Origin of the sequence: Algoriphagus machipongonensis (assembly GCF_000166275.1) — a bacterium.
Taxonomy (GTDB): domain Bacteria; phylum Bacteroidota; class Bacteroidia; order Cytophagales; family Cyclobacteriaceae; genus Algoriphagus; species Algoriphagus machipongonensis.
The window spans coordinates 4102347-4115801 of sequence record NZ_CM001023.1 but is presented as its reverse complement, the minus strand read 5'-3'; the positions used below and the strand labels follow the sequence as shown (position 1 = coordinate 4115801).

Annotated in this window: 11 protein-coding genes; 8 read left to right on the top strand and 3 right to left on the bottom strand. The window is 38.4% G+C overall.

Translation table 11 applies throughout. The features are described 5' to 3' along the window. The first annotated feature begins 44 nt into the window (after positions 1-44). From ALPR1_RS17270 to ALPR1_RS17250, 5 genes are all read left to right on the top strand, one after another. Positions 45-1211 (top strand): 1-deoxy-D-xylulose-5-phosphate reductoisomerase, encoded by a 1167-nt coding sequence (locus tag ALPR1_RS17270; RefSeq protein ID WP_008202622.1) that lies wholly within the window; start codon positions 45-47, stop codon positions 1209-1211. Beyond that, complete coding sequence (rseP, locus tag ALPR1_RS17265; RefSeq protein ID WP_008202621.1) at positions 1211-2530, top strand: RIP metalloprotease RseP; 1320 nt, start codon at positions 1211-1213, stop codon at positions 2528-2530. Before ALPR1_RS17270 ends, rseP begins: the two co-directional genes overlap by 1 nt. Positions 2531-2908: 378 nt before the next feature. After that, positions 2909-5359 (top strand): endopeptidase La, encoded by a 2451-nt coding sequence (gene lon, locus ALPR1_RS17260; protein ID WP_008202619.1) that lies wholly within the window; start codon positions 2909-2911, stop codon positions 5357-5359. 112 nt (positions 5360-5471) lie between these two features. Next, the gene (hslU, locus tag ALPR1_RS17255) at positions 5472-6866 is read left to right on the top strand and encodes an ATP-dependent protease ATPase subunit HslU (protein WP_008202617.1); all 1395 of its coding nucleotides are present in this window, start codon (positions 5472-5474) and stop codon (positions 6864-6866) included. A gap of 36 nt (positions 6867-6902) precedes the next feature. Beyond that, entirely contained in the window at positions 6903-7637 is a 735-nt protein-coding gene (locus ALPR1_RS17250) for an SDR family NAD(P)-dependent oxidoreductase (RefSeq protein WP_008202615.1), read from the top strand. Here ALPR1_RS17250 and ALPR1_RS17245 read toward each other — a convergent pair. Further along, entirely contained in the window at positions 7634-8125 is a 492-nt protein-coding gene (locus ALPR1_RS17245) for a SixA phosphatase family protein (protein ID WP_008202613.1), read from the bottom strand. The genes ALPR1_RS17250 and ALPR1_RS17245 overlap by 4 nt on opposite strands. Before the next feature lie 88 nt (positions 8126-8213). Between ALPR1_RS17245 and ALPR1_RS17240 the strand changes: the two genes are divergently transcribed. Then, positions 8214-8405: a cold-shock protein gene (locus ALPR1_RS17240; protein ID WP_008202612.1), complete on the top strand. Its 192-nt coding sequence runs from the start codon at positions 8214-8216 to the stop codon at positions 8403-8405. 96 nt (positions 8406-8501) lie between these two features. Here the strand turns inward: ALPR1_RS17240 and ALPR1_RS17235 are convergent, their stop codons facing one another. Next, on the bottom strand, positions 8502-9500 hold the full coding sequence (locus ALPR1_RS17235; RefSeq protein WP_040302969.1) for a mechanosensitive ion channel family protein: 999 nt from the start codon (positions 9498-9500) through the stop codon (positions 8502-8504). Continuing rightward, entirely contained in the window at positions 9497-11047 is a 1551-nt protein-coding gene (locus tag ALPR1_RS17230; protein ID WP_153231835.1) for a ubiquitin carboxyl-terminal hydrolase family protein, read from the bottom strand. Before ALPR1_RS17230 ends, ALPR1_RS17235 begins: the two co-directional genes overlap by 4 nt. A gap of 220 nt (positions 11048-11267) precedes the next feature. On the opposite strand from ALPR1_RS17230, the gene ALPR1_RS17225 reads away from it, so the two are divergent. Then, a complete protein-coding gene (locus tag ALPR1_RS17225) occupies positions 11268-11696 on the top strand; it encodes an Hsp20/alpha crystallin family protein (protein WP_008202610.1) in 429 nt (142 codons plus the stop codon). A 165-nt stretch (positions 11697-11861) separates the two neighbouring features. Next, the gene (locus ALPR1_RS17220; protein ID WP_008202608.1) at positions 11862-13370 is read left to right on the top strand and encodes a S1C family serine protease; all 1509 of its coding nucleotides are present in this window, start codon (positions 11862-11864) and stop codon (positions 13368-13370) included. Positions 13371-13455 lie beyond the last annotated feature (85 nt).

The window sequence follows — 13455 nt, the reverse complement described above, 5'->3', positions numbered from 1 at the left end:
TGCCTAAATTCAGGAATATTTATTTTGCCCTCAAAACTAAAAGAATGACAGAAAAAAAGCGCGTAGCCATCTTGGGTAGTACAGGAAGTATCGGTACTCAAACCTTGGAGGTAATTCGCCAGCATTCTTCAGAATTCATCGTTGAAGTACTTACTGCTCAAAACAATGCTGATTTATTGATCCAGCAGGCATTGGAATTTAATCCAAATGCTGTGGTGATAGGCAATGAATCTCTATACACGACAGTAAAAGAGGCACTAATACCTCATGATATAAAAGTATATGCCGGTCAAAAAGCCATCGCACAAGTAGTGGAGATGGAAACCATCGATGTGGTTTTGACTGCATTGGTGGGGTATTCAGGACTGATTCCAACGATACAGGCGATCAAGGCAGGGAAACAAATTGCACTGGCCAATAAGGAGACCTTAGTTGTGGCAGGCGAGATAATTACTGCTCTGGCTAAGGAAAATCGTGTGAATATTTACCCGGTAGATTCAGAGCATTCGGCTATTTTCCAATGTTTGGTTGGAGAGTTCCAGAATCCTATTGAGAAAATTATCCTTACTGCTTCAGGTGGACCTTTTAGAGGTAAGGATAGAGCTTATTTGGAGTCAGTAACCAAAGCTCAGGCCTTGAAGCATCCCAACTGGGATATGGGAGCCAAAATCACCATTGACTCAGCTTCTATGATGAATAAAGGACTGGAAGTGATAGAAGCAAAATGGCTTTTTGGACTTCAAACAGATCAGATTGAAGTGATTGTTCACCCTCAAAGTATCGTACATTCATTGGTTCAATTTGAGGATGGGTCATTAAAAGCACAACTTGGATTGCCAGATATGCGTATTCCAATTCAGTTTGCACTGAGTTTTCCTGATAGACTGAAAAGTGATTTTGAGAGATTTGATTTCATGCAGTATCCTCAATTGACATTTGAGCAGCCGGATTTGAAAACATTTAAGAATTTACAATTGGCATACGATGCATTAGCAAAAGGAGGGAATGCTCCTTGTATCCTGAATGCAGCAAATGAAATAGCAGTAGCGTCATTTTTAAAAGATGAGGTAGGTTTTCTGGAAATGTCAGACCTGATAGAGGAGACACTTTCGAAAACTGAGTTTATCTTACAGCCTAATCTTGAGGATTATGTGGAAACGGACAGACGTGCGAGAGAAATTACAGAACAATTAATTAAGCGTAAAGTATAATGGATACATTAATAATGGTGGGTCAGCTGGTCCTGGGATTGTCTATCCTGGTAGGATTGCATGAGTTGGGTCACTTGCTCACAGCCAAGATGTTTGGCATGAGAGTAGAAAAATTTTCTATCGGGTTCCCTCCGAAAATCGCTGGATTTCAATGGGGAGAAACAGAATATTCAATTGGAGCTATTCCGCTAGGTGGTTTTGTGAAGATTTCCGGAATGGTGGATGAGTCCATGGATACCGAGCAGCTTGCTGCTGAACCGCAACCTTGGGAGTTTAGAGCTAAGCCTGCATGGCAAAGATTGATTGTTATGCTAGGAGGGATCATAGTCAATGTGATTACCGGAATTATCATTTTTGTGGTAATGGTCTATAATAATGGGGAAACCTATTTTTCGAGAGATCAGGTAATTGAAAATGGTATTGTCGCTTATGATTTAGGGCAGTCCATTGGCTTGCAAACTGGTGATAAGATAGTGGACTTGAATGGTGAGCCTTATGTTAGCTTAAGTGAGCTTTCAGGACCCGGAGCCTTATTGGAAGGTGACGGTTATTATACCGTGATTCGTGATGGGGAAACCATAAAAGTAGATATTCCAAGAGGGTTTATTAATTCATTTAGTAGTAAAAAATCACTCGATGAATTTGTGGATATTAGGTATCCATTCCAATTATCTGTAATCGATAAGGGTGGTGCAGCTGAAAAAGCAGGTATTACAACAGACGATAAAATCATTGCCATCAATGGGCAGGAGATTCAATATTTTGACCAGTTGCAAACTGCTTTGGCTGAGTCTAAAAATCAAAATGCAGAAGTGACCTTGTTGAGAGGTGGAGATACTACTCAAACCCAAGTCGCTGTCACAGACCGAGGTACCATAGATATTGCCGTTAACGCCTTAATTGAGCCTGTTCGTAGAAAATATGGGTTTCAAGAAGCTATAGTCAAAGGGACTGGTAAAGCATTTTCAGTGGTGATAAATAATGCTGTTGCCATGGGGAAAATGTTCACTGGAGAAGTTTCTGCCAGGAATGTAAGTGGTCCTATTGGAATGGCAAAAATTTATGGGGATATCTGGGACTGGGGTAAATTCTGGACCATTACAGGTTTGATCTCTATGTTGCTGGCATTTATGAACTTGCTTCCAATTCCAGCATTAGATGGAGGGCATGTGATGTTTTTGCTTTATGAGATGATTTCTGGAAGAGCTCCTTCTGATTCATTCCTTGAGAATGCACAAAAAGTAGGAATGGTTATCCTTTTAGCAATCATGGTTTTTGCCATTGGAAATGACGTTCTGAAGTTATTTACTGGAGACTAATCCAATCAAAATATCAATTAGAAACCGGGGTGAAAGCTCCGGTTTTTTTTATGCCGACAGGGATTTAATTGAAATAAAAAGAAGTGCGCTTTACTAAACTTTTATAGAGTTTGCCAGTAAAGTAGGAAGGTGGGTGGAGTAAATAATTTGTAAATTATCTCCCTTCGCTTAAAGCTGTCGTTTTAAAGATAAACTTATCGTAAACGGGTCAAGTCTAAATGCAACAGCGATTGCCTGCCAATCTGGCAAGATCCTCTTTTGGCATACACCTTGACCTTATAGCAGCTACCTTTTGATTTAAAGGTTACTTCTAATAAGTTAGCTAAATCCTGACAGACCGTCTGTCATTATGTCTATATGAGTCAATTCGAAAATCCAATGTTCCAAAATTTAATGACCGGTGAATTTGCCGGAGAAGGTGATCTGATCCAATTGATTACCGATGATGAAAATGAGGAGCAAGGAACTGAATCTTATGGGGATGAACTTCCTATTTTATCTGTCCGAAATACTGTTTTATTTCCAGGTGTAGTCATTCCGATTACAGTTGGAAGGCAGCGTTCTATACGTTTGGTAAAGAAAGCCCAGAAAGGGAATAAGTTGATCGGTGTTTGTGCACAGATCAACCCTAATATTGATGATCCAGCCTGGGATGATATTTATCAAGTAGGTACTCTTGCCAAAATCATAAAGATGATCGTTTTACCTGATGGAAATACTACCATTATTATCCAGGGTAAAAAGAGATTCGAGATCAATGAGCAAGTGACGGATGATCCTTATTTTATTGCTAAAGTGAACTATCTGGAAGAGAACTTCCCTAAAAGCTCTAAGAAAATCAGAGCTTTAGAGGAGTCTTTAAAGGAAGCCGCTACAAGGATTTTACATCTGAACCCGGAAATTCCAAGAGAAGCTCAGGTAGCTCTTGATAATATTGACAACACTTCTTTCTTAACACATTTCTTGTCTTCTAATATCAATGCTGCGGTAGAGTCCAAGCAAAGATTATTGGAGATCAATGATGGAGTGGACCGAGCTACATTGTTGTTGGAATTTATGATGAAGGACATCCAAATGCTGGAGTTGAAGTCGGAGATTCAAAAGAAAGTACATACCGATATCGATCAGCAGCAAAGGGATTATTTTCTCCGCCAGCAGATGAAGGTGCTTCAAACCGAACTGGGTGAAGAAGGTCCAGAAAAAGAGGTGGAAGATTTACGTGCTCGAGGGGATTTGAAAAAATGGCCAGAAGAAGTGAAGAAACACTTTGAAAAAGAACTGGATAAAATCCTGAGAATAAACCCTTCAGCAGCAGAATATCCAATTGCATTGAATTATGCCGAAACCATGGTTGAATTGCCATGGAATGAGTTTACTCAGGATAATTTTGACTTAAAAAATGCCAAAGCTATTTTGGATAAAGACCATTTTGGTTTGGAAAAAGTCAAAGAAAGAATCATTGAGTATCTGGCAGTTTTGAAGCTGAAAAATGACTTAAAAGGCCCGATTTTATGCTTGTATGGCCCTCCTGGAGTAGGTAAAACTTCCTTAGGGAAATCTATTGCAGCAGCTTTGGGAAGAAAATACATAAGAATGTCTCTGGGAGGACTGCATGATGAAGCAGAAATCCGAGGTCATAGAAAAACCTATGTGGGTGCTATGCCAGGGAAGATCATTCAAAACATGAAGAAGGTGAAGATTTCAAATCCAGTTTATGTGTTGGATGAGATCGATAAGCTATCTTCTGATTTTAGAGGAGATCCTTCTTCTGCTTTCCTTGAGGTTTTGGATCCAGAGCAAAACAGTACTTTCCTGGATAATTACTTGGAAGTGGAATATGACTTAAGCAAAGTCCTGTTTATCGCCACAGCAAACTCTTTGGATAGTATTCAGCCTGCCTTACGTGATCGTATGGAGATCATTGAAGTGACAGGTTATACTCAAGAGGAGAAAGTGGAAATTGCGAAGCGTCACTTGGTGCCAAAGCAACGCAAAGAACACGGCTTGAAGTCCAAAGATATTTCCTTCAATAAAGCTTCTTTGGTAAAAATCATAGAGGATTATACTCGTGAGTCAGGTGTAAGAAGCCTTGAAAGAGCGATCGGGAAAGTGATTAGAAATATTGCAAAGTCCATTGCGATGGAGGAGGAGTACAGTCCAAAAATCACTCCTGATGCAGTGCGAAAAATACTAGGTTCTGAGATTTTCGATAAAGAGACCTACGAAGATAATTCTGTGGCTGGAGTTGTGACAGGCCTAGCTTGGACCAGTGTAGGAGGAGAAATCTTATTTATAGAATCTAGCCTCAGTAGAGGTAAAGGGAAATTAACACTCTCTGGACAACTGGGAGATGTTATGAAAGAATCCGCGGTTACAGCTCTTTCTTACCTGAAATCAAAAGCAGAAACTTTGGGTATTGATCATAGAATCTTTGATCAATATGATTTACATATTCACGTTCCTGCTGGAGCAGTTCCAAAAGATGGTCCATCCGCAGGGATTACCATGTTGACTGCGATGGCTTCTGTGTTTACACAGCGTAAAATCAAAGCCAAGGTAGCCATGACGGGTGAGATAAGCCTAATTGGTAAGGTGATGCCTGTAGGAGGTATTAAAGAGAAGATTCTGGCTGCGAAAAGAGCCGGTATCAAGGAAATTATTCTTTGTAAAAAGAATAAGCGTGACATAGAGGAAATCGACCCTCAATATGTTACGGGTATAGATTTTCATTTTGTAGATCGGGTAGACGAGGTGTTGGAAATAGCACTGTTGAAGACCAAGGTTGCAAGACCTTTGACTTTCACTTTGTCACCTGAGACTAAATCATAAAGCGAAAGGAAGGACAGGCGATGCTTTGTCCTTTCTGAGTTACCATATTTTCACTTTCAGCTTTAGGTTTTGGTTACAGATTAAAGCCTAACAGTTGAATTAACATATTATCATGGAGCAAATCATATCACTTACTCCCAGACAGATTGTTGGTGAGTTAGATAAATATATCATAGGTCAAAAAGATGCCAAGAGAAATGTTGCCATTGCACTGAGAAATAGAATTCGAAGATTAATGGTCAAATCTGACATCCAGAAAGATATTGTACCAAATAATATCTTGATGATCGGATCTACTGGTGTGGGAAAAACTGAAATTGCCAGAAGACTGGCGAAAGTAGCGAATGCACCTTTTACAAAAGTAGAAGCATCCAAATTCACCGAAGTAGGATATGTGGGAAGAGATGTAGAGAGCATGGTGAGAGATTTGGTAGAGCAAGCCGTGGCTTTGGTCAGAGAAGAGAAAAATGAAGCCGTCAAAGCGAAAGCGGCTGAGGCTGTAGAGGAATTGATTTTGGATATTTTGATTCCACCTGTAAAAAGTGCCGGTTTCACAAGAAATGCAGTTCCTGCAGATACCAATTCTGAGCCAAATACGGATGAAGAGTTAAATGAAAGAACCCGAGAAAGGTTCCGCGAGAAGCTTCGAAATGGAGAGTTGGATGATAGGAAGGTCGAAATCAATGTCAAAGCCTCTTCTCCAACAGGAATAGGCATGATTGGCAATGGTATGATTGACGATGCGAGCATGGCTGGTCTTCAGGACATGATTTGGGGTATGATGCCGAAAAAGACCAAAAAGAGAAAGCTGAGTATCTCTGAGGCTAGAAAAGTCTTGATGGAAGAAGAAGTTTCCAGATTGATTGATTTTGATGAGGTTAAGGAAGAGGCGATTAAGCTGGCTGAAAACAATGGAATAATTTTCATTGATGAAATAGATAAGATTGCTTCCAAATCAGGTAAAAATGGAGGTGGACCTGATGTCAGCAGAGAAGGTGTACAGCGAGATTTGCTTCCGATTGTTGAAGGGTCTTCTGTAAATACCAAATATGGTGTCATCAATACAGATCATATTTTGTTTATCGCGGCAGGAGCATTTCATGTGGCTAAACCATCTGATTTGATTCCTGAGTTGCAAGGTAGATTCCCGATTAGAGTGGAGCTTCAGAGTTTAACTCAGGAGGATTTTGCGATGATCCTGAGAGAGCCAAAGAATGCTTTGACTAAGCAGTACCAAGCATTGTTTGAGGCGGAAGAAGTTTATTTGGAGTTCAATGAAGAATCAATCGATGAAATAGCAAGATTGGCCTTTTTAATCAATCAAGAGGTTGAAAATATCGGCGCCAGAAGACTTCATACGGTTATGAGTCACTTGTTAAATGACTTCTTGTTTGACGTTCCAGATACCATAAAGGCAAATTCTAAGATCATGGTAACGAAAGAAATGGTGCAGGAAAGACTATCCTCGCTGGTTCAAAACCGAGATCTTTCACAATATATTTTATAACAAAAAACAAGGCATCATTTGGTGCCTTTTTTTATTATGAAGAAATCACTCCTTATCATCACAGGTCATAGCCAGGGTTTAGGGAAAGCGGTTTTAGATTACTATCTGAAGCAGGATTCTTTTCAAATTTTGGCGATTTCCCGAACAAAATTAGAGATCAAATCACCTACGCTCCAGCAATTGAGCCTGGATTTGGCTGATTTGGATATTTTAGAGTCTAAGTTGGATCAGATCTTTCCTGATGAAGAATTTGATAGGATCATACTGCTAAATAATGCTGGCTGGATAGGTAAAATCAAATCACTGGGAAAAGTAAACCCAAAAGCGCTACGCTCTCAAGTCAATGTGAATTTGCTTGCTCCCATGTACCTGACCAATGCTTTTATCAAACGATACAAGGAAAAGTCTTTTGAGAAAATCATTTGTAATATTGGTTCGGGGGCTGCATTTCGACCAGTGGCAGGTTGGTCTGGCTACTGTAGTACCAAAGCTGCATTGGCTATGTTTACAGAGGTTGCTGCAAAAGAGAGTGCGTCAGATAATTTTCATTTTTTCAGTTTGGCCCCGGGTATAGTAGATACTGGGATGCAAGGAGAAATTCGCGAATCTACTGTGGAGGATTTTCCCGAATTAGATAAGTTTATTGATTTTAAAAAAGATAATAAATTGAGTAGTCCGGGACTAGTTGCGCAGAAAATCGCCTACTTATTTGATAATCCCTCAAAGTTTCAAGATGTCATCCAGGATGTAAGAAAGTTTGATTTGCCTTAGGTTGATTTTTTAGGAAAATCAAAGAACCAAAAGCTAGCATTTTGAGGAGAGATATTCTCCCACTTTTCAGTTTTAAAAGTAAATCCAAATTGCCCGGAAGTGGGTAAGTTGTTTATGTCTTCTCCCATTAATTCAATAAAATAATTGAAGCCTGGGTTATGACCAAAAACCAAGATTGTCTTGTATTTATCATTTTGATTCCTGATTATTTTTAGGATTATTTCAGGAGAGGCATGATATAATTGCGGTTCAGAATGAATGATTTTCACTGGAAGCCCTAAAACCTCGGCAGTAATCTCCGCGGTTTTCATGGCTCTATTGGCTGTGGAGGTCAAAAATAGATCCGGCTTGACATCTCTGTTTTTTAAACGCATTGCCATCTTTGGTGCATCTCTTAGCCCTCTCTCGGCCAATGGTCTGTCGTGATCTTGCAAGAATGGATTATTCCATGCTGATTTTCCGTGCCTTATCAAAATTATTTTTTTCATTTCTTCAAATAAAAAATGATTGTTTTGTTTTGTTTCAAGGAATATTTACATTTAGCGTACTTTCAATTACAATTTATCACAATTTATTATGTTTACCGGAACAGTAAAATTTTACAACGATGCCAAAGGATTTGGTTTTATCGTTGATGACGAAACTCAAAGCGACATCTTCGTTCATGCTACCGGCCTAGTCGACAAGGTTGCTCAAAATGACAAAGTAACTTACGACATCAAAGATGGCAAAAAAGGACCTAATGCAATTAATGTTAAAATCGCATAATTATAGATTTTGAAATTAGAGTGCACAAAAAACCCCTGATAAAATTTTTCAGGGGTTTTTTTGATTTTTGAGAACGGTTAGAATCTACCGAAGAGATTATTCTTGAGTAGGTGGTTCTTCGTCTATATCTTTTAGATCTGATGGCAAACCTTCTCCAGGCCCGCTGATTTTTTCTTTCCACATACCGGGTAATCCTTTGATATAGAGGTCTCTCTTTGGGAACGGGATTTCTATGTCGTTTTCTCCGAAAGCTTCAAAGATTGCATTCATTACTTCGGATCGCATATCGATCCAAATGTCCATGGTTTCAACCCAAAAAAGAAGTCTGAAATCTACGGAGGAAGATCCAAAGTCTTGCATCAACACCCTTGGGCTTGGCGCTTTAAGGATTTTATCTCTGTCTAATACGCCTTCAATAACGGATTTCACTTTTTTCATGTCTGAGCCATATCCCACACCTACAAAAAGCTCTATTCTTCGGCGTTTATCAGATAAGGTCCAGTTGATAAGGCTTTGGGATAATAAGTCTCCATTGGGGATAACTACTTCAGAGCCATCGTAAGCCTGGATTTTACTGGCCCGGATACCCACATCTTTGACGGTACCTATGTTTTGTCCTACTTCTATTTCGTCCCCAATTTGTATGGGTCTTTCAAAGGCCAAAATGATACCTGAAACAAGGTTATTGATGATAGTTTGTAAACCAAAACCAATACCCACAGACAGGGCTCCCAAAACTATAGCTATGCTATCTAAGGGGATTTTAGCTGCCGTAGCCGCTATAAAAAAGCCTAAAAAGACAATCCCTAGACGGATTAACAGTACAGAACTCCCCAGTCGCTGTTTTCTGGTCCGAGTGGTACTTTGATCCTTCATGGAAGCGAAATAGGCAATGTTATTTGCTAGGAAGGTGGAGATGTAAAGTATGATGATGAATAATAAAATGCTCCCAAACTGGAACTCAGTATTTCCAAGTGTTCGATTGGTCGTTAGGAAACCCTCTATGCTGTTGTAAAATTTATCATAGAGTCCTAAATGCCAAACAAGTCCATAAGTCCATATTGAAAGAGAAAAGGCAATTAATAAGCCTTTCATCCGCTTTTGGAGGTCCTGGAAATCAAAAAACGAAGTGAAACCATTGGTTCCTTTTTATTGTATTCAATGATCAGGTAAACTGCCTCCATTGTGACCAAAATAAACAGAAACAATCCGACCGCTCTGTAATAATTTACGGCTCCTGTCACGGCAAAGGTTTTAGATAGGTTAAACCTGCCAATAATATTTAAAACCAGACTAGCAGTCTGAAAAATCAATAAAAAGATGGTGGCTATTCTTAAAAACTTGGAACCAGTGAACTTTTTGAATCTTAAGTCTTTGAGAATTAAGATGCCCATGGTGATAAATAAAATGGAGCATAAAAGTATAAACCATCTTTCTTGGTAAGCTATTTTCCATTGGAGACCACTTAAAGCAATTAAAATGTAAGGAGTTAAAAAGAGGAGAAAATATTTATGGAATTGCTTTCCGAACTGACCTTTGACTAAATAAACTGAACCTATAGTAAGAAGGAGAGAAAGCAGGGAAGCAAAAATCAAAGGAGGTTTATGAAAGAAAACAAAGAAAAAGGGTATCAGAAGCACAAAGGTGGCTGCTAAAGTATGATTTTTGAAATATTTAACCCGATCCAGTATGAGGCTGGCAAATTCATTTTCATTGGAAATCCTTTTGACTACCCTCTTTAAAAATATGTATACGCTTATAAAGACTAAAACTGTTAGTATAAAAGCGATGTAATTTCTCCCAAGGAACAAAACAAGGATAAGAAAATTAATCAGGGTTGACTGCTTGGTGATTTCAAAAAATGTTAAGGGCTGTTCATTTTTTGAGGGTTCCCATGGGTAATTGATTTCTTTGGTCAATGACTCCTCAGCTAATCTTCGCTGGTTAGAAATCAAAAATTCCCTTAGCTCCATCAACAAAATTGCGTTTTCACTGGCAGCTGCTTGAAATTTCACTAATGTGATTTCCTTGTTTAGATAAGTGCTGTCTATACTTTTAAGAGTGTTTCTAAGAGTTTTAAGTTCAGAATTAATAATGGGAACGAGAGTTGAATCTCTTAGAGAAAGATTGAATAAGCTGTCAGATTTTATTTCAGTAATCTTAATGTTCAAGTCATTGAATTCATTTACTCGATCGTTGATTTCTTTTATATGTCCTTGATTAACTTCATTTAATGTATTAATCAAATTGTCTAAGCCTTTTAAATATCTTAAGTTGATAAATTCTTGATCCTCAATAACATTCCCTTTAATGTTGATAGCTAAGTCATGAATAGATGGAAGGTCTTTACTTAACCTTACTGTATCAAAATCTTCCGAGAGTTTAAGTTTTATTTCACTTAGCGAAATCGCATGTTGCTGTGCCTTGTTGATTACTTTATTTAAAACAGAACCTAAGGTTTGATAACTTTCTGTTTCAGTTTGGATGGTGTCCGTTTTAATAAATAAACTGTCTATTAAAGAGTTGCTTTCAGAGTCGATATCACTTTGGGCTACACTATCAGCTTCTGAACTTTCCTGTTGGGCCATTAAATCCGGAAAAAGTATCAGCGTAAAGAATGCTAGAACAATGGCGTGTTTCATATATAGGTTTTATGAAGTTAATATAGGGATTTTTAAAGATTTAGAATAAAAACAGCGCTTTTGGAAAGCCTTTTTAAAGTTGATTTCGCTTAAAAATAAGCCATATTGACACTATTTCTAAATGAATTCTAGTTTTTCCTGACGAAATGACTTGAAAATTGGCTTGGAACAGATTTTTCTAATTAGAAGTAAAAAACTTAAACACTAAACCAATATAAAAATGAAACTAGTAAGATTTAATCAAACAGAGCCCTATTTCCCAAATACATTTAGCGGAATGTTAGACAAATTCTTTAACGAAAACATGGGTACTCCCATAAAGCATTTCAATCCTGCGGTTGATGTATCTGAGGATGAAAAATCCTATGAAATTCAATTAGCAGTGCCAGGTGTCAAAAAATCAGATTTCAAAGTAGACTTAACTGAGGGTAAGTTGACGATTTCTGGAGAGCGAAAGTTTGAAGAGAAAAAAGAAGGTAAAAATTACCATAGTTTAGAGACTCAATATGGTTCTTTCAGCAGGTCGTTTTATGTGCCTGAGGATATTCACGCAGAAGATATTGCGGCGGTATATGAAGACGGAGTATTGAAAGTTACTCTACCCAAAAAAGAGAAAAAAGTGGTAAAAGCTGCTATTGAAGTAAAATAATTGAAGAGCGGGGAAACCTGCTCTTTTATTTTTGGTTATATTCATAACTGCCTTCAAAAGCGGTTAATTCTTGTTAATTTGAAGTAAAAATGAGCTAATCAGGATTAATTTTTGGATCGTTTTTAACCACAAGACGTTTGGAAGTTAACTAAATAAAAAAACAACATGAGCAAAAAGCAATTCTTTATCGGAATCATTCTTGCCTCTCTAATCGGAGGCATTGTCGCCTTGGCAGGCGTGGGCTTTTTGATACAGCCCCAAAGTGCCACAAATTTTGACGAAAAGCAGCAAACAAGTTTTGTGAATTTACTTTCAGGAGAAGATTTTACTATTCCTGATGGAATTAATTTCGTCGCCTCTGCAGAAGTTGTTACGCCTGCAGTAGTACATATCGTGAGTGAAGTTTCTTATACTTCTTCAGGAAATAGACAAAAAGACCCGCTTCAAGAATTTTTTGGTTTACCAATGCCAGAAGGAGATCAAAGAGGAAGAGGTCGTGGACCCATAGGAAAAAGCTCTGGATCAGGAGTGATTATATCGCCTGATGGATACATTGTGACAAACAATCACGTGGTAGAAAATGCCACAAAAGTTGATATCTCTCTCGAGAATAACAAAAGGTATGTTGCAAAAGTAGTGGGAACAGATCCTACCACCGATTTGGCTTTATTGAAAATAGAGGATGAAGGATTACCATTTGTGAAATTTGGTAATTCTGATAACGTGAAAATCGGTGAATGGGTGTTAGCAGTAGGAAATCCCTTTGATTTAAACTCTACTGTGACAGCAGGTATCATTTCTGCCAAAGCCAGAAACATTAACATCTTAAGTGACGAGAACAATATGCAGGTAGAATCTTTTCTACAGACTGATGCTGTTGTAAACCCAGGAAACTCGGGTGGAGCCCTTGTGAATTTAGCAGGCGAACTTATTGGTATTAACACTGCAATAGCTTCTCGTACTGGAACATTCAATGGATATTCTTTTGCTGTTCCTTCAAGCTTAGTCAAGAAAGTAATGGACGACCTGATGAAATATGGTACTGTTCAAAGAGGCTTGCTAGGAGTGAGAATTCAAAGCGTAAGTCCTGAATTAGGAGAGGCTTTAGGAAAGGATTTTGGAGTTGATCAAGGTGTCTATGTAAGCGAAGTAACTGAGAATAGTGGTGGAGCTGAGGCTGGTCTTCAGTCAGGTGATATCATCGTTGGTGTGGATGGGACAGAAACCAAAAATGTTTCTAACCTTCAAGAAATGGTGGCTAGAAAAAGACCTGGTGATCAAGTGGAGATTGAATATCTAAGAGATGGAGAGCTTAATAAGACAAAAGCCACTTTGAAGAATATGGAAGGTGACACCAAAATTGTGAAGAAAGAAGTTCCTAAAACCTATGAGTTTGGTGGAATGATGTTCGAAGAGCTTAAAAGTCAGGTTAAAGAAGGTTTAAGATTAAATGGTGGAGCGATGATCAGTGTAGTTGGAGAATCTGAGTGGAGAGATGCCGGAGCGAGACCAGGATTTATTATTACTTCCATTATTAGTGATGAGGGAAGAACCCGAATTACTGATGTAGAACAACTGCTAGAAGTTTTAAATGAGAAATCAGGTGAGGATGTAGTTGTGCTAGGAATGTTCCAAAATGGTACAGAGTATTATTTTGAAGTAGAATTAGATTGATTGTTGATTGATTGATTATAAGGCAGGCTGGAATTTTCTGGCCTGCCTTTTTTTATTTTTTCTCCACCAGGAAAATCGAAGACTA

Excerpts from the sequence above, each read along its gene's own strand:
- ALPR1_RS17220 (WP_008202608.1), top strand. The coding sequence starts at position 11,862 with ATGAGCAAAAAGCAATTCTTTATCGGAATCATTCTTGCCTCTCTAATC.
- lon (WP_008202619.1), top strand. The coding sequence starts at position 2,909 with ATGTTCCAAAATTTAATGACCGGTGAATTTGCCGGAGAAGGTGATCTG.
- hslU (WP_008202617.1), top strand. The coding sequence starts at position 5,472 with ATGGAGCAAATCATATCACTTACTCCCAGACAGATTGTTGGTGAGTTA.
- ALPR1_RS17225 (WP_008202610.1), top strand. The coding sequence starts at position 11,268 with ATGAAACTAGTAAGATTTAATCAAACAGAGCCCTATTTCCCAAATACA.
- ALPR1_RS17270 (WP_008202622.1), top strand. The coding sequence starts at position 45 with ATGACAGAAAAAAAGCGCGTAGCCATCTTGGGTAGTACAGGAAGTATC.
- ALPR1_RS17230 (WP_153231835.1), bottom strand. The coding sequence starts at position 11,047 with ATGAAACACGCCATTGTTCTAGCATTCTTTACGCTGATACTTTTTCCG.
- ALPR1_RS17240 (WP_008202612.1), top strand. The coding sequence starts at position 8,214 with ATGTTTACCGGAACAGTAAAATTTTACAACGATGCCAAAGGATTTGGT.
- rseP (WP_008202621.1), top strand. The coding sequence starts at position 1,211 with ATGGATACATTAATAATGGTGGGTCAGCTGGTCCTGGGATTGTCTATC.
- ALPR1_RS17235 (WP_040302969.1), bottom strand. The coding sequence starts at position 9,500 with ATGAAAGGCTTATTAATTGCCTTTTCTCTTTCAATATGGACTTATGGA.
- ALPR1_RS17245 (WP_008202613.1), bottom strand. The coding sequence starts at position 8,125 with ATGAAAAAAATAATTTTGATAAGGCACGGAAAATCAGCATGGAATAAT.
- ALPR1_RS17250 (WP_008202615.1), top strand. The coding sequence starts at position 6,903 with ATGAAGAAATCACTCCTTATCATCACAGGTCATAGCCAGGGTTTAGGG.